The sequence below is a fragment of the Lysobacter xanthus genome, from assembly GCF_047159895.1.
Window position 1 is genome coordinate 22,462 of record NZ_BAAGAB020000010.1, and the last position, 21,052, is coordinate 43,513.

The 21,052-nt window shown below is 69.8% G+C and carries 18 protein-coding genes and 5 tRNA genes; 8 read left to right on the forward strand and 15 right to left on the reverse strand.

Annotated elements, in window-relative coordinates:
* Positions 1–82 precede the first annotated feature (82 nt).
* The 8 genes from clpX to ACY35P_RS04935 all read right to left on the reverse strand — a co-directional run bounded on the left by clpX (position 83) and on the right by ACY35P_RS04935 (position 4,590).
* Complete coding sequence (clpX, locus tag ACY35P_RS04900; protein ID WP_462114714.1) at positions 83–1,372, reverse strand: ATP-dependent Clp protease ATP-binding subunit ClpX; 1,290 nt, start codon at positions 1,370–1,372, stop codon at positions 83–85.
* A gap of 152 nt (positions 1,373–1,524) precedes the next feature.
* On the reverse strand, positions 1,525–2,151 hold the full coding sequence (gene clpP / locus ACY35P_RS04905) for an ATP-dependent Clp endopeptidase proteolytic subunit ClpP (protein ID WP_462114715.1): 627 nt from the start codon (positions 2,149–2,151) through the stop codon (positions 1,525–1,527).
* 72 nt (positions 2,152–2,223) lie between these two features.
* Positions 2,224–3,522: a trigger factor gene (gene tig, locus ACY35P_RS04910; protein ID WP_462114716.1), complete on the reverse strand. Its 1,299-nt coding sequence runs from the start codon at positions 3,520–3,522 to the stop codon at positions 2,224–2,226.
* Between the two features lie 415 nt (positions 3,523–3,937).
* A tRNA-Leu gene (locus ACY35P_RS04915) sits at positions 3,938–4,022 on the reverse strand.
* A 57-nt stretch (positions 4,023–4,079) separates the two neighbouring features.
* Positions 4,080–4,155: transfer RNA gene (locus ACY35P_RS04920), tRNA-Lys, on the reverse strand.
* Positions 4,156–4,207: 52 nt separating this feature from the next.
* Positions 4,208–4,284: transfer RNA gene (locus tag ACY35P_RS04925), tRNA-His, on the reverse strand.
* A 112-nt stretch (positions 4,285–4,396) separates the two neighbouring features.
* Positions 4,397–4,470, reverse strand: a tRNA-Arg gene (locus ACY35P_RS04930).
* A gap of 43 nt (positions 4,471–4,513) precedes the next feature.
* Positions 4,514–4,590, reverse strand: a tRNA-Pro gene (locus ACY35P_RS04935).
* A gap of 134 nt (positions 4,591–4,724) precedes the next feature.
* Between ACY35P_RS04935 and ACY35P_RS04940 the strand changes: the two genes are divergently transcribed.
* Positions 4,725–5,483, forward strand: coding sequence for a Bax inhibitor-1/YccA family protein (locus ACY35P_RS04940; protein WP_462114717.1), 759 nt, complete (start codon positions 4,725–4,727; stop codon positions 5,481–5,483).
* A gap of 58 nt (positions 5,484–5,541) precedes the next feature.
* Here ACY35P_RS04940 and ACY35P_RS04945 read toward each other — a convergent pair whose 3' ends face one another.
* The 3 genes from ACY35P_RS04945 to grxC all read right to left on the reverse strand — a co-directional run bounded on the left by ACY35P_RS04945 (position 5,542) and on the right by grxC (position 7,388).
* Positions 5,542–6,549 carry an isocitrate dehydrogenase gene (locus tag ACY35P_RS04945; protein WP_462114718.1) on the reverse strand — a complete coding sequence of 336 codons (1,008 nt, stop codon included), beginning with the start codon at positions 6,547–6,549 and terminating at the stop codon, positions 5,542–5,544.
* A gap of 125 nt (positions 6,550–6,674) precedes the next feature.
* Positions 6,675–7,061 (reverse strand): carboxymuconolactone decarboxylase family protein, encoded by a 387-nt coding sequence (locus ACY35P_RS04950; RefSeq protein ID WP_462114719.1) that lies wholly within the window; start codon positions 7,059–7,061, stop codon positions 6,675–6,677.
* Positions 7,062–7,112: 51 nt separating this feature from the next.
* Positions 7,113–7,388: a glutaredoxin 3 gene (gene grxC / locus ACY35P_RS04955; RefSeq protein WP_462114720.1), complete on the reverse strand. Its 276-nt coding sequence runs from the start codon at positions 7,386–7,388 to the stop codon at positions 7,113–7,115.
* Positions 7,389–7,588: 200 nt separating this feature from the next.
* On the opposite strand from grxC, the gene ACY35P_RS04960 reads away from it, so the two are divergent.
* The 5 genes from ACY35P_RS04960 to ppx all read left to right on the forward strand — a co-directional run bounded on the left by ACY35P_RS04960 (position 7,589) and on the right by ppx (position 14,931).
* Positions 7,589–9,160, forward strand: a complete 1,572-nt coding sequence (locus tag ACY35P_RS04960; protein ID WP_462114721.1) for a M48 family metalloprotease — start codon at positions 7,589–7,591, stop codon at positions 9,158–9,160.
* A 76-nt stretch (positions 9,161–9,236) separates the two neighbouring features.
* Positions 9,237–9,944: a phosphate regulon transcriptional regulator PhoB gene (gene phoB / locus ACY35P_RS04965; protein ID WP_462114722.1), complete on the forward strand. Its 708-nt coding sequence runs from the start codon at positions 9,237–9,239 to the stop codon at positions 9,942–9,944.
* A 48-nt stretch (positions 9,945–9,992) separates the two neighbouring features.
* Entirely contained in the window at positions 9,993–11,327 is a 1,335-nt protein-coding gene (gene phoR, locus ACY35P_RS04970; protein ID WP_462114723.1) for a phosphate regulon sensor histidine kinase PhoR, read from the forward strand.
* The gene (gene ppk1, locus ACY35P_RS04975) at positions 11,324–13,405 is read left to right on the forward strand and encodes a polyphosphate kinase 1 (protein WP_462114724.1); all 2,082 of its coding nucleotides are present in this window, start codon (positions 11,324–11,326) and stop codon (positions 13,403–13,405) included. The genes phoR and ppk1 overlap by 4 nt, the downstream gene beginning before the upstream one ends.
* Positions 13,402–14,931, forward strand: coding sequence for an exopolyphosphatase (gene ppx / locus ACY35P_RS04980; protein WP_462114725.1), 1,530 nt, complete (start codon positions 13,402–13,404; stop codon positions 14,929–14,931). Before ppk1 ends, ppx begins: the two co-directional genes overlap by 4 nt.
* A 33-nt stretch (positions 14,932–14,964) precedes the next feature.
* Here the strand turns inward: ppx and creD are convergent, their stop codons facing one another.
* From creD to creB, 3 genes are all read right to left on the reverse strand, one after another.
* On the reverse strand, positions 14,965–16,335 hold the full coding sequence (creD, locus tag ACY35P_RS04985; protein ID WP_462114726.1) for a cell envelope integrity protein CreD: 1,371 nt from the start codon (positions 16,333–16,335) through the stop codon (positions 14,965–14,967).
* Positions 16,336–16,418: 83 nt separating this feature from the next.
* On the reverse strand, positions 16,419–17,846 hold the full coding sequence (gene creC / locus ACY35P_RS04990; RefSeq protein WP_462114727.1) for a two-component system sensor histidine kinase CreC: 1,428 nt from the start codon (positions 17,844–17,846) through the stop codon (positions 16,419–16,421).
* 1 nt (position 17,847) lies between these two features.
* On the reverse strand, positions 17,848–18,510 hold the full coding sequence (gene creB, locus ACY35P_RS04995; protein WP_462114728.1) for a two-component system response regulator CreB: 663 nt from the start codon (positions 18,508–18,510) through the stop codon (positions 17,848–17,850).
* A gap of 48 nt (positions 18,511–18,558) precedes the next feature.
* Here creB and ACY35P_RS05000 point away from each other — a divergent pair, with 48 nt between their 5' ends.
* Complete coding sequence (locus ACY35P_RS05000; RefSeq protein ID WP_462114729.1) at positions 18,559–19,413, forward strand: 23S rRNA (adenine(2030)-N(6))-methyltransferase RlmJ; 855 nt, start codon at positions 18,559–18,561, stop codon at positions 19,411–19,413.
* On the opposite strand, the gene ACY35P_RS05005 is transcribed toward ACY35P_RS05000, so the two are convergent.
* Complete coding sequence (locus ACY35P_RS05005; RefSeq protein ID WP_462114730.1) at positions 19,410–20,342, reverse strand: cation diffusion facilitator family transporter; 933 nt, start codon at positions 20,340–20,342, stop codon at positions 19,410–19,412. The two genes, ACY35P_RS05000 and ACY35P_RS05005, sit on opposite strands and share 4 nt — an antisense overlap.
* Positions 20,343–20,486: 144 nt before the next feature.
* On the opposite strand from ACY35P_RS05005, the gene ACY35P_RS05010 reads away from it, so the two are divergent.
* Positions 20,487–21,026, forward strand: coding sequence for a GNAT family N-acetyltransferase (locus tag ACY35P_RS05010; protein ID WP_462114731.1), 540 nt, complete (start codon positions 20,487–20,489; stop codon positions 21,024–21,026).
* The last annotated feature ends 26 nt before the right edge of the window (positions 21,027–21,052 follow it).

Below are 21,052 nucleotides of genomic sequence, written 5' to 3' on the forward strand. Positions count from 1 at the left end.
CGTGAAGACGGGCGCCGGCACGGTGTTGCGCACAAACGAAAACGGGCAGCCGAAGCTGCCCGTTCAGGTGAAGCCGTCCGGCTCATTCGCCGGATGCGGCCTTCGGCTGCGGCGCCGGCGGGTTCTGGTAGATCAGGTACGGCTCGGCCTTGTGCTCGATCACCGTCTCGTCCACCACCACCTTGCTCACGTTCTCCAGCGACGGCAGCTCGTACATCGTGTCCAGAAGCACGGACTCGACGATCGTGCGCAGGCCACGCGCACCGGTCTTGCGCTTGAGCGCCTTCTTGGCGATCGCCGAGAGGGCGTCCGGCCGGAACTCGAGCTCCGCGCCCTCCATCTCGAAGAGCTTCTTGAACTGCTTCGTGATGGCGTTCTTGGGCTCGGTGAGGATCTTCACCAGCGCCGGCTCGTCCAGCTCCTCGAGCGTCGCGATCACCGGGAGGCGGCCGACGAACTCCGGGATCAGGCCGAACTTGATCAGGTCCTCGGGCTCGACCTCGGCCAGCACCTTGCCGATGTCCGCCTTGCGCTCCTGGCTCTTCACCTTCGCGCCGAAGCCGATGCCGCCGGAATCCGTGCTGCGCTGCTGGATGATCTTGTCGAGGCCCGCGAAGGCGCCGCCGACGATGAACAGGATGTTGCGCGTGTCGACCTGCAGGAACTCCTGCTGCGGGTGCTTGCGGCCGCCCTGCGGCGGCACGCTGGCGACCGTGCCCTCGATGAGCTTGAGCAGCGCCTGCTGGACGCCCTCGCCCGAGACGTCGCGCGTGATCGACGGGTTGTCCGACTTGCGCGAGATCTTGTCGATCTCGTCGATGTACACGATGCCCTGCTGCGCCTTGTCGACGTCGTAGTCGCACTTCTGCAGCAGCTTCTGGATGATGTTCTCGACGTCCTCGCCGACGTAGCCGGCCTCGGTCAGCGTCGTCGCATCGGCCATGGTGAACGGCACGTTGAGCAGGCGCGCCAGCGTTTCGGCGAGCAGCGTCTTGCCGGAGCCCGTCGGGCCGACCAGCAGGATGTTCGACTTCGCCAGCTCGACGTCGTCGTTGCGCTGGCGGCTCTCGATGCGCTTGTAGTGGTTGTAGACGGCCACCGCGAGCGTGCGCTTGGCGCGCTGCTGGCCGATGACGTACTGATCGAGCACGTCGAGGATCTCGCGCGGCTTCGGCAGGTGGCTGCGCGTGGACTGCGCCTTCTCCTGGAGCTCCTCGCGGATGATGTCGTTGCACAGCTCGACGCATTCATCGCAGATGAACACGCTCGGGCCGGCGATGAGCTTGCGCACCTCGTGCTGGCTCTTTCCGCAGAACGAGCAGTAGAGGATCTTGCTGCTTTCGCCCGTGCGGCCCTGTCGGTCGTCGCTCATGTTCTGCCTGGCTTTACCTGATATCGCAGTGTGGGAGCACACCGCTGAATGGCGGCCCGAGGATAGCACGGCGTCCCGAGGCCCTGCGGGGCCCGGGACGCCGTCGTTTCCGGGGTTTGTGAAGGCGGTCCGCGGACTCTGCGGACGGCGCCTCAGGAGGCCTGGATCGAGTCGTCGGGGCGACGCTCGAGCACCTGGTCGACCAGGCCGTATTCCTTCGAAGCCTGCGCGCTCTTGAAGTTGTCGCGCTCGGTATCGCGGGCGATCGTCTCGATCGGCTGGCCGGTGTGCTTGGCCAGGATCTCGTTGAGGCGCTGGCGCAGCGTCAGGATCTCGCGGGCATGGATGTCGATGTCCGACGCCTGGCCCTGGAAGCCGCCGAGCGGCTGGTGGATCATCACGCGCGCATTCGGCAGGGCGTAACGCTTGCCCGCCGTGCCCGACGCGAGCAGCAGCGCGCCCATCGAGGCCGCCTGGCCGACGCAGATCGTGCTCACGTCCGGCTTGATGTACTGCATGGTGTCGTAGATCGCCATGCCGGCCGTGACCACGCCGCCGGGCGAGTTGATGTACAGGTTGATGTCCTTCTCGGGGTTCTCGGCCTCGAGGAAGAGCATCTGGGCGACGATGACATTCGCCATGTGGTCGTCGATCGGACCGACCAGGAAGATCACCCGCTCCTTGAGGAGGCGCGAGTAGATGTCGTACGCGCGCTCGCCGCGGCTGGTCTGCTCGACCACCATCGGCACGAGGTTGAGGGCGTGGGGGCGATTGTCCATGGGTGCGTCGATCTCTTTTTTATCTGTGCGGTCCGGCCAACAGTGGGGCCGGCCGGACCGCGGCACAAGCCCTTACTGGCGGATCGCCTCGGCGAAGGTCAGCGGCTGTTCGGTGTGTTCGGCGCGCTCGGCGATCCAGTCGATCACCTGCTCCTCCATCACGCGGTTCTGCAGGCCCTGCATCAGGTTGGCATCGTTGCGGTACAGCTCGATGACCTGCTGCGGCTCCTCGTACGTCGACGCGATCAGGCGCATGGTCTCGTTCACGCGGCGCGGGTCGAGGCGGAGCTCGTTGCGACGCGCGATCTCGCCGACCAGCAGGCCCACCAGCACGCGCTTGCGCGCCGGCTCCATGAACTGCTCCATCATGCCGTCCGGCAGGTCGCCCTGGTGGCCCTGCTGGCGCGCGTTCTCGAGCGCCTGCGCGCCGATCGCGCGAGCCTCGTTCTCGACCAGGCGCGGCGGCAGCTCGACGTGCTCGTACGTGGCGATCAGCTGCTCGCCGACCTCGCGACGCAGGCGGTTCATCAGCGCGCCCTTGAGCTCGCGCTCGAGGTTGGAGCGGATTTCCTGACGGAACTGCTCCGGATCACCGCTCTTCACGCCGAAGCTGCGGATGAAGTCGGCGTCGACCTCCGGCATCACCGACTCGGCGACCCGGGTGACGTTGAGGTTCACCTGCACGGTGCGGCCGGCGAATTCCTCGACGCGCCAGTCGGCCGGGAAGTCGGCGTCGAACTGGCGGCTTTCGCCGGCCTTGGTGCCCGTCAGCTGCTGCTCGATCGTCTCGAGCATCATGCCCGAGCCCAGCACGTCGGCGCCGCGCTCGATGCCCTCGGCCGGGACGCGCTGCTCGCCCGCCTGCGACCAGGTCTCGAATTCGACGAGATCACCCGTCATCGAGGCGCGCTCGACCGTGTTCCAGGTGCGGCGCTGCAGGCGCAGGTTCTCGATCATCGTGTCGATGTCGGCGTCGGTCACTTCGGCCGTGTGGCGAACGACCTTCAGCGTGGCGACGTCGATGTTGCCGAAGTCCGGGACGACTTCGAAGTCGGCGACGAAGGCGATCTGGCCGTCATCGCCCTGCGACGGCTCGATGCGCGGCGAGCCGGCGATCTGCAGCGCGTTGTCGCGCACGGCGCTGCGGAAGCTGTCGCCGAGCATCTGGTCGAGGATCTCGCTGCGCACCTGCGGGCCGTAGCGCTGCTCGATGACCTTCGCAGGCACCTTACCCGGGCGGAAGCCCTTGATCTTGGCGCCGCGCGCGATCTCACGCAGGCGCGACGACACGGCCGTCTCCAGCTGGTCGGCCGGGAGGCTCAGGGTCATGCGGCGCTCGAGGTTGCCGACGGATTCGACCGAAACTTGCATATCCACTCCTGCGACCGCGCGGCCTGTGGCGCGGCTCGTAACTAGCTGACGGGTCGGGACAGCGCGGCCTCGGCCGTCCCGTTAAGTAACGCGATAGTTTGGCGGATCGGGCGGGCGGGCGCCAGCCGAGTGGTCATCCCCCGGACGGGCGGCCGCCGCCGCACGGCGCTGCGCGAACCGTGATCGACGGCCGCAATGCCTCCAGGGCCGGTGGACCGTACACGTCGCTCTATCGGCGCGGGCGGACCGCCGCTGGAGCAGAGGCATGCGCCTGCCGCGTCGAACGCGGGGCATCGTCGGGGGCTGGATGCCGGATTGGGGCCGTGCCGGCGGCATATGGGCCCACGCCGCGGGCCTCCTCACACGCGGGGACCCGCGCTCGGGCGTGGCATCGGATCCATTCCCCGGTGCGGCGTGGTGCGAAAGGCGGGACTCGAACCCGCACGCCTTGCGGCGCTGGAACCTAAATCCAGTGCGTCTACCAGTTCCGCCACTTTCGCGATCAAACCGCCGGATCGACCAAAAAAAAGCACCCGGGGTCGCCGGGTGCTTCGATTTGGTGGGCCGTCAAGGATTCGAACCTTGGACCTATTGATTAAGAGTCAACTGCTCTACCAACTGAGCTAACGGCCCGTACTGCGAATTTTAACACCGTTCGCGATCTGCGCAACCGCGACGTTGAAACTGGGGTGGCTGAGGGGACTCGAACCCCCGACATCTGGAATCACAATCCAGGACTCTAACCAACTGAGCTACAGCCACCGTAGAACGCATGGGCGGCTGTCCAAGATGCGACAGCACGCCGGTGTCTCACTATCGTAGCGCGCGACGGCGCGTTTATACGCGTCGACGCTGGAACATCATCGCTGCGCGGCGCGCCCGGCAGGAATCGAACCTGCAACCACCGGCTTAGAAGGCCGGTGCTCTATCCGGTTGAGCTACGGGCGCGTATCCCGAGCATGCTCCAGAGCAGGTCCGGCGCAAACCGGAATGGTCGGGGCAGAGGGATTCGAACCCCCGACCCTCTGGTCCCAAACCAGATGCGCTACCAGACTGCGCTATGCCCCGGCCGGGCCTTCCGTCGCGCACCAGCGCCGCGAAAGGCTGAACATTCTCGGCGGGCACCCCGCCGGTGTCAATGCGCGCGCCGGCCGGGGCGCGGGCTATCCTCACGCTTTCCACTGCGATCCAAGGATCCGGCCATGCGAAGCGGCAACCCCGCGCTCAAGGCGTCCACCTTCCTCGACCTCGGCTCCGGCGCCGTCGTGCGCTCCGACGGCGGGGCGATGAGCCTGAACGGCACGGTGAACCGGACGGCCCTGCTGCTGGTGCTCACGCTCGGCGCGGCGCTTTGGCCCTGGTCGCAGTTGTTCGCCGCACCGGATGCCTTCAATCCGATGCCCTACGTGCTCGGCGGCGGCCTCGGCGGGTTCGTCGTGGCGCTCGTCACGATGTTCCGCAAGCAGTGGTCGCGGGTGACCGCGCCGCTGTACGCGCTGCTCGAGGGCGTGTTCCTCGGCGCGATCTCGGGCGTGTTCGAGCAGCGCTACCCGGGCATCGTGATCCAGGCCGTCGGCCTGACGTTCGGCACGCTGGCCGCGTTGCTGGTCGCGTACCGCAGCGGGCTGATCCGCGCCACCGAGAACTTCAAGCTCGGCGTCGTGGCGGCGACCGGCGGCATCGCCCTGCTCTACCTGATCAACCTGGGCATGCGGCTGTTCGGCTTCTCGGGCTTCGGCTTCATCCACGACAGCGGCACCGTCGGCATCCTGTTCTCCGTCTTCGTCGTGACGATCGCAGCACTGAACCTGGTGCTCGACTTCGACTTCATCGAGCAGGGCGTCGAGCAGGGCGCGCCGAAGTACATGGAGTGGTACGCGGCCTTCGGCCTGCTCGTGACGCTGATCTGGCTCTACCTGGAGATGCTGCGCCTGCTGTCGAAGCTGCAGTCCCGGCGCTGACCGGCCGGAAACGAAAAAGGCCGCCCGAGGGCGGCCTTTTTCATGCGCGGGGCAGGCGTCAGACGCGCCGGATGATCGCGTCGGCGAACGTCGTGGTGGTGCCCGTTCCGCCGAGGTCCGGCGTCAGCGAATCCTTCGCTTCGAGCGTGGCGACGATCGCGCGGCGAAGGCGCTCGGCGTCCTCGCACTTGCCGAGGTGGTCGAGCATCTGCGCGGCGCCCAGCAGCAGCGCGCACGGATTGGCCTTGCCCTGCCCCGCGATGTCCGGCGCCGTGCCGTGCACGGCCTCGAAGATCGCCGCTTCGGTGCCGATGTTCGCGCCGGGCGCGAGGCCCAGGCCGCCCACGAGGCCGGCGCAGAGGTCGGATATGATGTCGCCGAAGAGGTTCGTGGTCACGATGACGTCGAACTGCTCCGGCTTCATGACCAGCTGCATGCAGCAGTTGTCCACGATCATCTCGTTGCATTCGATGTCGGCATAGTCCTGCGCGACGAGGCGCGCGGTCTTGAGGAACAGACCCGACGTCGACTTCAGGATGTTGGCCTTGTGCACGACCGTCACCTTCTTGCGGCCGGTGCGGCGGGCCAGCTCGAAGGCGTAGCGGACGATGCGCTCGGAACCGCGGCGGGTGACCTTCTGCTGCAGCACCGCGGTCTCGCCGTCCTCCGACACCGACTGGCCCTCGCCGATGTAGGCGCCCTCGGTGTTCTCGCGGACGGTGATGAGGTTCACGCCGCTACCGAAGCGCGACTTGGTGTTCGGGAACGAGATCGCCGGACGCACGTTCGCGTACAGGTCGAAGCGCTTGCGCAGCTCGACGTTGATCGACGAGAAGCCCTCGCCGACCGGCGTGGTCAGCGGACTCTTGAGCGCGATGCGGTTGCGGCGGATGGAATCCATCGTCGCCGCGGGCAGAAGCTCGCCCTGCTTCTCGAAGGCGACGAGGCCGGCGTCGGCGAACTCGTAGGCCAGGCCCAGTTTCATCGCGTCGAGGACGCGCAGCGTGGCGTCCATGATTTCCGGGCCGATGCCGTCGCCGCGGATGACCGTGATGGTTTGCGTCATTGGAATTTCCGGCAGATGGGCGCCGCCGGGGTAACCGTACGGCGCCGAATGAACAGCCGCGCATTATGCCGGAAGGGCGGCGGGCCCGCCCTTGGACGAACGTCGAAGAACGCGGAAACGGCCGCTCAGGCGTGGTCGTGCGGCGCGGGTACGGCCTCGCCCTGCTCCAGCCGGTCGAGGAAGTCGACGGCGCGGCGCAGGTGCGGAATCACGATCGAACCGCCGACGACCAAGCCGACCGAGAAGGTCTCGAACATCTCCTCGCGGCTGACCCCGGCCTCCTTGCACTGGGCGACGTGGTAGCTGATGCAGTCGTCGCAGCGCAGGACCATCGACGCGACCAGACCGAGCAGCTCCTTGGTCTTCACGTCCAGCGCGCCGGCCTGGTAGGTCTGCGTGTCGAGCGCGAAGAAGCGGCGCACGACCTGGTTGGGCTCGGCGAGGATCCGCTCGTTCATCCGCTTGCGGAAGGCGGTGAATTCGGCGACGCGGTCGTTCGGGGTCTGGCTCATCGGGGTCTCGGTGGAAGTGGCCGGCGGCAGGCGCCACGGCCTTGGGAAGCGTCAGTGCGTGGACGGGCCGGCGAGCAACGGCTCGAGGCCGCCCTTGCGATGCAGGGCGATCATGTCGTCGTAGCCGCCGACGTGGGTCTCGTTGATGAAGATCTGCGGCACGCTGGTGCGGCCGGTCATCTCGATCATCCGGCGGCGCTGTTCGGGGTCGGTGTCGACCCGCACTTCCGACCAGGTCTGGCCCTTGCTCTGCAGGAAATTCTTGGCGGCGACGCAGTACGGGCAGACGGCGGTGCTGTAGATGACGATGTTCGCGGGGCTGCTCACGGGGCTCTCCGGGCGGGGGTCGGAGGACTATGGCGACCGTTCGTCGTCATTTCCAGCCTTGGGCCGGAACACAGCGGCGCGGGGGAACGAAGCGGCCGGTCGCCGGTCCAAACGGGACTTAACCGATGATTCACGCCCCGCGCGCCGGGCGGCCGCATGCTGGCCTGCCGCCTGACGTCGCCACGCACCGGGAAACGCCCTTGCTCCGCATCGCCCTGCTCGCCGCCGCCCTGACCACCGCGCTCGTCCTGCCGCTCGCCTCCGCGCAGGAGCCGCGGCTGCCCGACATCGGCTCGTCGGCGGGTGAGCTGATCACGCCGGCGCAGGAGCAGGCCTACGGGGCGATGACGCTCGCCCAGCTGCGGCACTACGAGTTCGTGCTGGAAGACCCGCTGATCGACGGCTGGCTCGACACGCTGGGACAGCGGCTCGCCGGCGCGACCGACGACGGCAAGCGCAACTTCACCTTCTTCATGCTGCGCGACCGCCAGATCAACGCGTTCGCGACGCTGGGCGGCTATGTCGGGATGAACTCCGGCCTCGTGCTGGCCGCCGACCGCGAGGACGAGGTCGCCGGCGTGCTGGCGCACGAGATCTCGCACGTCACGCAGCAGCACGTGCTGCGCAACGTCGAGCGCGCCAAGCAGGACCAGCTCCCGACCATGCTCGCGATGCTCGGCGCGATCGTGATCGCGCAGCAGGCGCACGGCAATTCGGCCGACGATGCGGCACAGGCGGCGATGGTGACGGCGATGGGCCTCGCGCAGCAGCGGCAGATCAACTACACCCGTGCGAGCGAATCCGAGGCCGACCGCATCGGCATCCAGGTGCTCGCGCGCAGCCATTTCGACCCGCGCGGCATGGCGGATTTCTTCGCGAAGCTGCAGTCGCGCATGCGCACCAACGAGGCGAACGCCTTCGGCGAGACCACCGACTACCTGCGAAGCCATCCGCTCACGCTCACGCGCATCACCGAGGCGCGCGAGCGTGCCGAGCGCGTCGGCGGGCAGCACACGTGGAGCGGCGGCTTCGGCAGCGACTCGCCGCTGCTGCCCGGCGGACTGCGCATCGACACCGGCCCGGGCGCCGGTCCGACCGGGCTGTTCGCCTACGCCCGCGAGCGCCTGCGCGTGCTGAGCGCGCTGACCCCCGCGGCGGCGATCCAGGAATACGAATCGATGCGCCATGCGCGGGCGCTGACCGACGGCGAGCAGTACGGCCTCGCGGTGGCGCAGCTCAAGGCCGGGCAGGCGCGCGTGGCGAAACCCGCGCTGGCCGCGCTCGTCGCGCGTCGGCCGGCCGACGTCTGGCCGCAACTCGCGCTCGCCGAGGCCGAGGCCTCGACGGGCGACGGCGCCGCCGCGGATGCCCGCTTCGAGGCGCTGATCACGGCCGCACCGACCAGCCGCGCCGTCGCGCTCACCTATGCGCAGGTGCTCGGCGAGCGCAGCGGCGCGGCGGCGGCCCGCCGTTCGGTCGAAATCCTGCGTCCACTGATGTCGCGCCTGTCGGACGATCCCGTCTTCCAGCGCACGTTCGCGCGGGCGAGCGAGCGTGCGGGCGACCCGGTACGCGCGGGCGAGGCCCATGCGGAGGCCGCCTACCTGAGCGGACGGCCGGAACTGGCGCTCGTGCAGCTCAACACGCTGCGCAAACGCGACGACCTCGACTACTACGCCCGCGCGCGGATCGACGCGCGCATCGCGCAGATCACCCCGACGGTGCTCGAACTGCGGCGGCAGGGCATCCGCGACGAAGACCTCAAGCGCTGACCGCCGCCCGACGGTTGTCATGCGGCTGTAACCGGACGGTAGTGTAGTGGCGGCATCCGAGGAGCCCGGTGGCCGCGTGCACAAGCGCATCCTGATCGTCGAAGACGAACCCGCGATCCGCGACATGGTCGCGTTCGCCCTGCGCAAGGGCGAGTTCGAGCCCGTGCATGCCGGCGATGCACGCCAGGCGCAGGAGGCGATCGCCGACCGCGTGCCCGACCTGATTCTGCTCGACTGGATGCTGCCCGGCACGAGCGGCCTGGAACTCGCGCGCCGCTGGCGCCGCGAATCGCTGACGCGCGACGTGCCGATCATCATGCTCACCGCCCGCGGCGAGGAGAACGACCGCGTGGGCGGCCTGGAAGCCGGCGTCGACGACTACGTGGTGAAGCCGTTCTCGGCACGCGAGCTGCTGGCGCGCATCCGCGCCGTGCTGCGCCGCACGCGCGAGGACGAGGCCGACGGCAGCATCGCCATCGGCGACCTGCGCATCGACGGCGCCGCGCATCGCGTTCTGGCCCAGACCCCGACGGGCGAGCAGCCGATCCAGATCGGTCCGACCGAATACCGCCTGCTCCACTTCTTCATGACGCATCCGGACCGCGTCTACTCGCGGTCGCAGCTGCTCGACCACGTCTGGGGCGGCAGCGTGTACGTCGAGGAACGCACGATCGACGTGCATATCCGCCGCCTGCGCAAGACGCTCGAGCCGTTCGCACTGGACGGCATGGTGCAGACGGTGCGCGGCACCGGCTATCGGTTCTCCGCGTCCTCGCCGCTCTGACCGACCGCGCCACGGCCGCGTCCACGGCCGGCGTTTAGACTGCCGACCATGACCCCCAGCGCCCGCTCCGCCTGGTTGCGCACGCTCGGCCTGCAGGCGCTGCTGGTCGCGGCCGGCCTGTCGTGCGGCGCGCTCGCAGGCCGCCCGGCCTGGGGCCTGGCGCTCGGCGCGCTCGCGGCGGTCGCGTGGCAGAGCCTGCGCATGGCGGGGCTGGTCGCGCGGCTGACGTCGGGCCGGCACGCGCGACCGGACGCCTCCGCCGACATCCACGGCGAGATCGAGCGCATTCTGCACCGGCGGCAGACCAGCGCCCGGCTGCGCAAGCGCCGGCTCGTGGACATGGTGCGGGCGTATCGCGCCGCGGCCACGGTACTGCCCGACGCGGTGGTCGTGGTCGAGCGCGACACCCAGCGCATCGTCTGGTTCAACGAGGCGGGCACGACCCTGCTGGGCCTGCGCTATCCGCCCGACATCGGCGCGTCGATCGTCGCGCGCCTGCCCGACATCCCGCTCGCGTCGTGGCTGGCACGCGGGCGCCGCGCCGAGCCGCTCGACGTGCCCTCGCCGCTCGACGGCTCGACCACCCTGAGCCTGCGGCTGCTGCCCTATTCCGAGGAGCTGTGGCTGCTCGTCGCTCGCGACGTGAGCCGCCTGCTGCAGCTGGAGCAGATGCGCCGCGACTTCGTCGCGAACGTCTCGCACGAGTTGCGCACGCCCCTGACGGTGCTGCACGGCTACCTCGACATGCTCGATCCCGCCGAGCAGCCCGAATGGGCACCGATGCTGGCCGAAATGCAGCGCCAGTCGGTGCGCATGACGCAGCTGGTCGAGGACCTGCTCACGCTCTCGCGGCTCGAATCGCGCGCGGGGCTGCAGGGCGAGGAGGTCGTGCCGATGGCGGGCATGCTGGCCGCCTTGCGTCGCGAAGCGCAGGCGCTGAGCCAGGGGCGGCACGAGATCGAGGTCGACGACCGCGCTCACGTCGACCTCGTGGGGTCGCCGAAGGAACTGCACAGCGCGTTTTCCAACCTCGTCGCGAATGCAGTGCGCTACACGGCCGCGGGCGGGCGAATCCGCATCCGCCTCGACCGCGAAGTCGACCCCGACGGCGGCGACGGCCTCGTGCTCGCCGTCACCGACACCGGTTACGGTATCCCCGCCGCGCACCTCCCGCGGATCACCGAGCGTTTCTACCGCGTCTCCACTAGCCGATCGCGCGAAAGCGGCGGCACTGGCCTGGGCCTCGCGATCGCGAAGCACGTTCTTCAGCTGCACCAGGCACGACTCGACATCCACAGCGAGGTCGGCGTGGGCAGCACGTTCTCCTGTCATTTCGGCGCCGCGCGCGTGCGCGACCGGCAACCCCTGGAGCAGACCGCATGACCTCCGACCACGACGGCGCCGAAGACCTGCTGCGCGACCCGTCGCTCTACTTCAACCGCGAGCTCTCGCAGCTCGACTTCAACTTCCGCGTGCTGGCGCAGGCGCAGGACCCGGCGATGCCGCTGCTGGAGCGGCTGCGTTACCTGTGCATCAGCTGCACCAACCTCGACGAGTTCTTCGAGATCCGTGCCGGCACGCTCCAGCATGCGCAGGAACTGGGCCTCGCCGCGGGCCCCGACGGCCTCGTGCCTTCGGCGACGCTCGCCCGCATCCACGAGCGCGCGGCCGCGCTCGTGGAGTCGCAGTACGCCTGCTGGAACGACGTGCTGCGCCCGGCGCTGGCCGAGGCTGGCGTGCGCGTGCTGCACCGCGATGCGTGGACCGAGGCGCAGGCGGGCTGGCTGCGGACCTACTTCCTCGACGAGATCCTGCCGGTGCTGTCGCCGCTGGGCCTCGACCCGGCGCATCCGTTTCCGAAGATCCTCAACAAGTCGCTCAACATCGTCGTCGTGCTGGACGGGCGCGATGCCTTCGGCCGCGCCGGCCACCTTGCGATCGTTCGCGCACCGCGTTCGCTTCCGCGACTGATCCAGGTGCCCGAGGACGTCTCCGGCGGGCCGACCGACTTCGTCTTCCTGTCGGCCGTGCTGTCGGCATTCGTCGACGAGCTGTTCCCGGGCATGACGGTGAAGGGGGCCTACCAGTTCCGCGTCACGCGCAATTCGGAGCTGCTGGTCGACGAGGAGGAAGTCGAGAACCTCGCGCTCGCGCTGCGCGACGAACTGCTCGGCCGCGGCTACATGCGCGCGGTGAGGCTCGAGATCGCCGAGCAGTGCCCGCAGGACATCGTCGACCTGCTGCTGGAGAACTTCGAGCTCGACGAGAACGCGGTCTACCGCATCAACGGTCCAGTGAACCTCAACCGGGCGATCCAGGTCTACGACCGCGTCAAGCGGCCCGACCTCAAGTTCCCCCCGTTCACGCCGCGGATCCTGCACGGCGTGGAATCGATGTTCGAGACCGTCGCCTCGCACGACGTGGTGCTGCACCACCCGTTCGACGCGTTCACGCCCGTGCTGGAGCTGTTGCGGCAGGCGTCGGAAGACCCGCACGTGCTGGCGATCAAGCAGACGCTCTACCGCGCCGGCAGGGACTCGCCGATCGTCGAGCACCTGATCCAGGCCGCGCGCAACGGCAAGGACGTCACCGTCGTCGTCGAGTTGCGCGCGCGCTTCGACGAGGAGGCCAACCTCGGCCTCGCCGACCGCCTGCAGGCGGCGGGCGTGCAGGTGGTCTACGGCGTGGTCGGCTACAAGACGCACGCGAAGATGATGCTGATCGTGCGCCGCGAGGGCTCCAAACTCACCCGCTACGTGCACCTGGGCACCGGCAACTATCACTCGGGCACGGCGCGGGCGTACACCGACATCGGCCTGATGACCGCCGACCCGGACATCGGCCACGACGTGCACCTCATCTTCCAGCAGATTTCGGGCCTCGCGCCGTCGCTGGAGCTGCGCCGCATGCTGCAGGCACCGTTCACGCTGCACAGCGGGATGCTCATGCGCATCGAACGCGAGGCGCAGAACGCGCGCGCGGGCAAGCCGGCGCGGATCATCGCGAAAATGAACGCGCTCAACGAGCCGCAGGTGATCCGCGCGCTCTACCGCGCCTCGCAGGCCGGCGTGCGCATCGACCTCATCGTGCGTGGCGCGTGCTCGTTGCGACCGGGCGTGGACGGCGTGTCGGAAAACATCCGCGTGCGCTCGGTGGTCGGCCGTTTCCTGGAACACTCGCGCGTCTACTGGTTCGAGAACGGCGGCGAGCCTGAGCTGCTGTGCGGCAGCGCCGACTGGCTCGAGCGCAACCTGTTGCGCCGCGTCGAAACGGGCTTCACCATCCTCGACCCGCGCGTCGCCCGCCGCATCTACGCGGAGGCGCTCGAAAACTACCTCGACGACAACTGCGCCGCCTGGACCCTCGGGGCCGACGGCCACTACACGCGGCTGCATCCCGCCGAGGGCGAACCGCCGCATTCGGCGCAGGCGAAGCTGCTGGGAAAGATCTGCGGCGCATGAACGGACTCCTGCACACCGCGCGCCTGCCGCTCGCGGACGGCGACCTGCTCGCCGCGGTCGACCTCGGCTCGAACAGCTTCCACATGGTGGTGGCGAGCTACGTGCTCGGGCAGCTGCGCGTGGTCGACCGCATCAAGGAGACCGTTCGGCTCGCCGAAGGCCTCGACGCGAAGGGCGGGCTCGACGCGAAGGTGCGCGAGCGCGCGCTGGAGTGCCTCGCGCGCTTCGGGCAACGCCTGCGCGACGTGCCGCCGCAGCGGGTGCGTGCGATCGCCACCAACACCGTGCGCCGCCTGGCGATGCCGCAGGCGTTCCTCACGCCCGCGGAAAGCGCGCTGGGGCATCCGATCGAGGTCGTCTCCGGCCGTGAGGAAGCGCGCCTCGTCTACCTGGGCGTCGCCCACGAGCAACCGCCGAAGGTGGGCCACCTGCGTCTCGTGATCGACATCGGCGGCGGCTCGACCGAGTTCATCATCGGCAGCGGCTTCGAGGCGATCGAGCGCGAGAGCGTGCAGGTGGGTGCGATCGCGACCACGCGGCGCTTCTTCGGCGACGGCAAGCTGAGCCGCAAGGCCTGGAAAGCCGGCGTGTCCGCGGTCAGGGCGGAGTTGCAGCAGTTCGCGCTGACGTACCGCGCCCTCGGCTGGGACGAGGCGCTGGGCTCGTCGGGCACCGCCAAGGCGATCGGCGAGGTCTGCGCCACGATGAAGCTCACCAAGGGTGCGATCACCGCGGAGGCCCTGCCGCAGGTCCGCGACCGCCTGCTCCAGGCGGATCGCCTCGAGGACATCGACCTGCCCGGTCTCTCGGAGGAGCGACGGCCGATCATCGCGGGCGGGCTGCTGGTGCTGGAGGCCGCCTTCGATGCGCTCGGCCTGCAACGCCTGGCGGTCAGCAAGGCCGCGATGCGCGAGGGCATCCTGCACGACATGGTCGGCCGCGGCGGCCTGGACGATCCGCGCGAGGCCTCGGTCACCGCGCTCGTCGAGCGCTACGGCATCGACCGCGCGCAGGCGCAGCGCGTCGAGCAGACCGCGCTTCGGCTGTTCGAGCAGGTCGCTGGCGACTGGTCGCTCGACGACGATGATCGGCTGATGCTTGCTCGCGCGGCGCGGCTGCACGAGCTCGGGCTCGCCATCGCACACAGCAAGTACCACCTGCACGGGGCCTACGTGATCGAGAACTCGGACATCGCGGGTTTCTCGCAGCAGCAGCAGCAGTTCCTCGCCGCGCTGGTGCGCACGCACCGCCGCCGGGTGTACAAGTCCGATTTCGACGCCCTGCCCGATCGCCTGCTCGCCTCGGCGCGACGGCTCGCCGCGCTGCTGCGGGTCGCCGTGGTGCTGCATCGCGGCCACGACGGCGAGCCGATCCCCGAACTGGGGGCGCGTGCCGAGCCCGACCGACTGGTGCTGGGGGTCTCGGCCCGCTGGTTCGACGCACGTCCACTGCTGAAGGCGGACGTGCGGGCGGAGCAGGCGTACGTCGACGGGCTCGGCATCGAACTGGCGATCGAGCCGCGCTGAGCCCTCCGCGTCGCGACGCGGGGGGCGCAGGCCTCAAGCGGTGTCGGGAAGCGGCGGCGGGGTCGCGCCACCCACGCGATACCAGTCGAGGTGCCGCGTCATCACCATGAGTGCGGCGAGGATCGCGAACAGCAGTCCCGCGCCGAGCACCAAGGCGTTGTCCTCCGATACCAGCAGCCCGTACAGGGCGGCATAGAGCAGCGCCAGCATCGCGGCGAACGCCGTGCCGCGCAGTGCGCTGCGCAGAACGGCGCTGAGGTAGAAGCCGATCAGGCCGATGCAGGCCGCGCTGGCGACCAGGTAAGCAATGCCGAAGTCGATGTGCTCGCTGAGGCTCACCAGCAACAGGAAGAACAGCACGAGCGCGAGTCCGACCAGGCCGTACTGCACCGGGTGCACCGGCAGGCGTCGCACCACTTCGAACATGAAGAAGCCGACGAACGTCAGTACAACGAAGAGGATGCCGTACTTCGTCGCGCGGTCGGCCCGCGTGTAGGCGTCGACGGGATCGCCCAGCACGACGCCGAGCACGTCCACCGCACCGGTATCGCCACTGGTGGTCTCGACCGTCGGATTCGCGCCGAAGGGACGCAGCATGCGGCCGGCGAGGTACTGGTGCTGCGCGTCGGTGGCGACGGAGGCGACCTGCCATTCCGCGCGGAACCCCTTTCCGTCCACGCGGCTGCGGCCGGGCGACAGGCCCTGGAAGCTCGGATGCGGCCATGAGGAGTCGATCGTGACGGTGTTGCGCTTTCCGAGCGGCGCGAGCGCGAGCGACGCCGTGCCCGCGAGCTGCAGGTCGAGCCGCGCCTCGAACGTGAAGCGCGTCGCGTCCGCCGGCATCGCGAGGCGACCGTGCACGCCGCTGGCGTCGCCACGGCCGGCGCCCTCCCGGACCTCGACGTCGCGCCCGTCGACACGCAGGCGCGGAAGGCCGCGGATGCCCCGCACGTCGGAGATCCGATAGCCCAGCACCGGATCGCCGACGACGCGCTCGCTACCGGCCGTGGCCTCGGGGAAGCGCACGTCGAAGCGCGCCACCAGCCTGCCGTTCCATTCGTACACCGGCACCTCGTACAGCCCGCGGCGGCGGGTGAACGGCCGCAACGGGCCCGCCGCCTCGAGCTGCGTGGGGAAGAAGGTCCATTCGGCGTCCTGGCGACGGCGCACGGTGCGGAGCACGCCGTCCGCGCCGGTTTCGCGCACCTCGACCTGCTCGCTGTACGGCACGGTGAGCACGGGTCCGGCCACCGCCTGCGCGCCCGCGTGCATGCGCATCACGTCGGCGACCGCCTGCGCGCGGTACGCGCGGCGCTCGGACACGAGGCCGTTCACCATCGCGAGCGGGATCAGGATGACCAGCGTCATCGCGCCCACGAACATCAATTTGAGCCACAGCCGCATCGTCCTGCCTCCCGGGAGTGAGGGGGACAGCCTCGCGGAGGTGGATGGTCGGGCGATGGCGCGCCGGTGAAGCGGGTATGAAGTCAGCCCGGCAGTCGCAGGCGCGCCTCGGCGCCGCCGCCATCGCGATTGGCGAGCGACGCTTCCCCGCCGTGCAGGTCGGCGACCTCCGCGACGAAGCACAGCCCGAGGCCGCTGCTGCGGCTCTCGCCGCCCGGGCGCGGCAGCGAATAGAAGCGTTCGAAGACGCGTCCGGTCGCGTAGTCGGGAATGCCCGTGCCGCGATCGGCGACGGCGAGGACGATGCCCTCCCCGTCACGGCGCGCCTGCAGGTCGATGACGCTTCCGGCAGGGGAGAAGTCCGACGCGTTCTCGACGAGGTTCGACAGTGCCTGCCGCAGCAGGAACGGGTCGCCGTGCACCAAGGGCAACCCCCCAGCGACGTCGATGCGCAGCTGCTGGCCGCGGGCCTGCAGCAGGCGTTCGCAGTCGGCCGCCGCGTTCCGGACGAGGGTTTCGGGCTCGACGGCCTCCGGCTCCTCGATGCGCTGCCGGTGCTCCACCGCCGCGAGCGCGAGCAGTTTGTCGATCATCTGTGCGAGGCGGTCGCTCTGCAGGCGCACCGATTCGGCGAAGCGCGCGCGGTCGGCGTCCGGCAGCGGCGCTTCCAGCAGTTCCGCGCTGGCGCGGATCGCGGCGAGCGGGCTCTTCATCTCGTGCGTCAGCGCGTGCACGTAGCGCTCGACGTACTGCTTGCCCTCCAGCTGCGCGCGCATCGATTCGAGCGCCCGCCCCAGTTCGGCGAACTCGCCGGCGGTACGCGGCAGCGCGGCGCGCTCGCCCGCGGTGACCGACTGCGCGTACTGCCGCAGCAGGCCGAGCTGGCGCGAGAGCCACCAGGCGGCGGCGATGCCGGTCAGCAGCGCGACGCCCAGCAGCACCGCCCCCCAGCGGGTGATCGTCGCCTGGCTGCGCTCGATGAAGGGCTGCAGCGCGCGGTTCGGCTTGGCGACGGTGAGAACGCCGATGAGGCGACCGCCGGCATCGCGCACCGGCGCCGCCACGTGCATCACGGTCGAGCCTGGATCGTTCGGATCCGCGGCGGTCGAGCGCGCGCCGTAGCGACCCTGCAGCGTTCGACGCACGTCGTTCCAGCGCGAGTAGTCGCGACCGACGTCGCGGCCCGTGCTGTCGAACACCACGATGCCGCGCGCGTCGGTGACATAGATCCGGTAGGTCGTGCTGCGCTTGCGGAAGCCCCAGATGGCGGCGCCCGGATCGCGCCCGCCCAGCGCGCGAACGTGCGTGGCGAAACGGCCGTCGGCGATACGGCCGGACGCGAGGTCGTCGGCGGCCAGTTCCGCGAGCACGTTCGAGGTATCGACCAGCGTGTCTTCCATCGCCTGCCGCACGCCCGGCTTCACCTGCGCGACGAAGACCTTCGTCACCAGCAGGCCGGCCAGCGCGACGATCGCGAAGTAGCCCAGGAAGATGCGCAGGCCGATGCGCATGTCAGTCGCGCTGGAGGCAGTAGCCGAGGCCGCGCTGCGTGCGGATCGGGTCGGCGTCCGGATCGACCTCGCGCAGCTTGGCGCGCAGCGTCTTGATGTGGGTGTCGACGGTGCGGTCGGTGCTGTCGCTGTCGGTGCCCCAGATGCGGTCCATCAGCTGCGCGCGGGTCAGGATCGCGCCGGGGCGCTGCAGCAGCGCCGCGAGCAGGCCGTACTCGTAGCGGGTGAGGTCGAGCGTGCGGCCGCGCCACGTGATGCGATGGCCCTCGGCGTCGTGCTCGAACCCGGCGGCGGGGGCGGCGCCCCGGCTGCGCCGGAGCACGGCACGCACGCGGGCGACGAGCTCGCGCGGCGAGAACGGCTTCGCGACGTAGTCGTCCGCGCCGATCTCGAAGCCGAGCACGCGGTCGGCCTCGGCATCGCGTGCGGTCAGGAAGATCACCGGCAGGTCGCGGCCGCGCCGCAGCTCGCGGCAGAGCGCGAAGCCGCCGATATCCGGCAGGCCGACGTCGAGGATCGCGAGGTCGTGCGTGGCCTGGGCCGCGACGCGCAGGGCGTCGCCCCCCGTCAGCGCATGGTCGACCTCGAAGCCGTCGGCGCGCAGCGCGAACTCGACCGTCCGCGCGATCGCCGCCTCGTCCTCCACCAGCAGGATCCGCCCCATGCCGCCCTCCGTCATGGCCGCCAGTGTGCCACCGCGTACCCTATGCGCATGAACTACCGACACGCCTTCCACGCCGGCAACCACGCGGACGTCCTCAAGCACGCCGCGCTGCTCGAGCTCTGCGACGCACTTTGCGCGAAGCCCGCGCCCCTGTTCGCACTCGACACGCATGCGGGCCGCGGCCTGTACTTCCTCAACGATCCGCAGGCGCGCCGTACGCAGGAAGCCGAGGGCGGCATCGGCCGTCTGGCCTCCGCGGAGGCGCCGGCGCTGCGCCGCTACCTGCAGGCGATCGCCGCCTGCCGCAAGGCGCATGGCCTGAACTCCTACCCCGGCTCGCCGTGGCTGCTCGCCCACGCGCTGCGCCCGCAGGACCGGATCGCCTGCTGCGAACTGCAGGCCGAGGAAGCCGTCGAGCTCGAATCGAGGCTGGGCGCCGACCCTCGCGTGGCGATCCACACGCGCGATGGCTATTCCGGGATGCGCGCGCTGCTGCCGCCGAAGCACGGCAGCGAGCGGATCGCCCGCGGCCTCGTGCTGATCGACCCGCCCTACGAATCGCAGCTCGCCGAATACGACGACGCCTTCAGTGCCATCCGCGAGGCGCTCACCCGCTTCCCGCAGGCCACCTACGCACTCTGGTATCCGATCAAGTTGCGGCGGTCGCTGCAGCAGATGTACCGCCGCGCCGCGCAGCTGCCGGCGCGCTCGGTGATGGTCGCGGAGCTGCTGGTGCGGCGGGACGATTCACCGCTGCGCATGAACGGCAGCGGCCTGCTGGTGCTCAACGCGCCCTACCAGTTCGACGCGCGCCTGCGCGCACTGCTCCCGCCGCTGGCCGGCGCGCTGGGCGAGGACGCCGGCGCGGGCTGGAAGCTCGACTGGCTGAAGGCCGCGCCCTAGGCGATCAGCGCTTCCGGGCCCGCGTCGTCGAGATCGGGCTCGAAGAAGCTCCAGCGCACCTCGGGGAACGTCGATTTCATGTCGCGCTCGACCGTGTTGATCGCCTCGATCATCGTGGTCGCATCGCCAGTGTCGCGCATCTTGGCCTGCACCGACACCATCACGTCGTTGCCGAGCTGCACGGTGATGAGGTGCATGATCCGCGCGACTTCCGGCCGCGCGGTGAGGAATGCGCGCAGTTCGCGCTCGCGCAGCGGGTCCATGCTCTGGCCGATCAGCATCGCCTTGATCTCGATCGCGACGAAGACCGCGACCACGATCAGCAGCACGCCGATGCCGATGGAGCCGATCGCATCCCAGACGGGATTGCCGGTGACGACCGCGAGCACCACGGCCGCCAGCGCGAACACGAGGCCCACGAGCGCGGCGAAGTCCTCGCCGAAGATGACGAGCAGCTCGCCCTGCCGGCTTTCGCGGAACCACTGGGCCAGCGAACGGCCGCCGCGGGCCTTGTTCACTTCCTGCATGCAGGCGCGCATCGAGATGCCCTCGGCGATGATGCCGAACGTCAGCACGCCGACCGCCCACCACCAGTCCTTCAGCGGCTCGGTCGCGTGGATCTTGTGGATGCCCTCGTAGAGCGAAAACATGCCGCCCACTGTGAACAGCATCACGGCGACCAGGAACGACCAGAAGTAGATCGCCTTGCCGTAGCCCAGCGGGTAATCGGGCGACGGCGGCCGCTTCGACTGCTTCACGCCGATGAGCAGCATCACCTGGTTGCCGCAGTCGGCGAGCGAGTGCACGGTCTCGGCCAGCATCGCGCTCGATCCGGTGAAGAACGCCGCCACGCCCTTGGCGATCGCGATCGCGAGGTTGGCGCCGAGCGCGAAGAAGATCGCGCGGGTGGAATCGCCGCCGCCGGCCATGGGCAGTCCTGTCGGTTCGAATGGGGCCGCGAGTCTACCAATGGTCGACGGGCCGCCGGACCGGCCCGCCGGACCCGACATCGGCGCATCGAACGATGCGCGGTGAACACCGCGGAATAACGCGCGTTCTGGAACGATCACCGCATGGTTGCGCGAGATCGTCTTCCCCCCTGGCACGAACGTCACCGGCTCGACAACGGCCGCGACATCCTGATCCGTCCGATACGGCCGGAGGACGCGGCCCCGCTGCGCGCCGGATTCGACCTCCTCGGGCCCGAGCCGCTGCGCCAGCAGCTGGGCGGCGCGGGCGAGCTCTCGACCACCGAGGCCGAGCGGCTGTCGCGGCCGAATCCCCGCACCGAGTTCACCCTGGTCGCGACGGACCTCGAAGGGCCCGGCGAGGCGGTGATCGCGGCGATGGCGCATGCCCATACCGATCCGGCGGCGCACGAGGGCATGTTCACGCTGCTCGTGAGCCGCTTCATCGCCGGGCTCGGCATGCGGCGTTACCTGCTGACGCGGATGGCGAAATGGGCGCGCAGCCGCGGCCTCGGCGTCCTGCGCGGCGACCTGCCCGACGACGCCGACCTGCTCCGGCTCGCCGAGTCGCTCGGCTTCCGCCGGATCGAAGGCGGGAGCGACCCGGCCCTGATCCGCGTCGCGCTGGAGCTGCCCCGCGCGTGACCCGGCGCAGGGCCTGCGACGCGCCC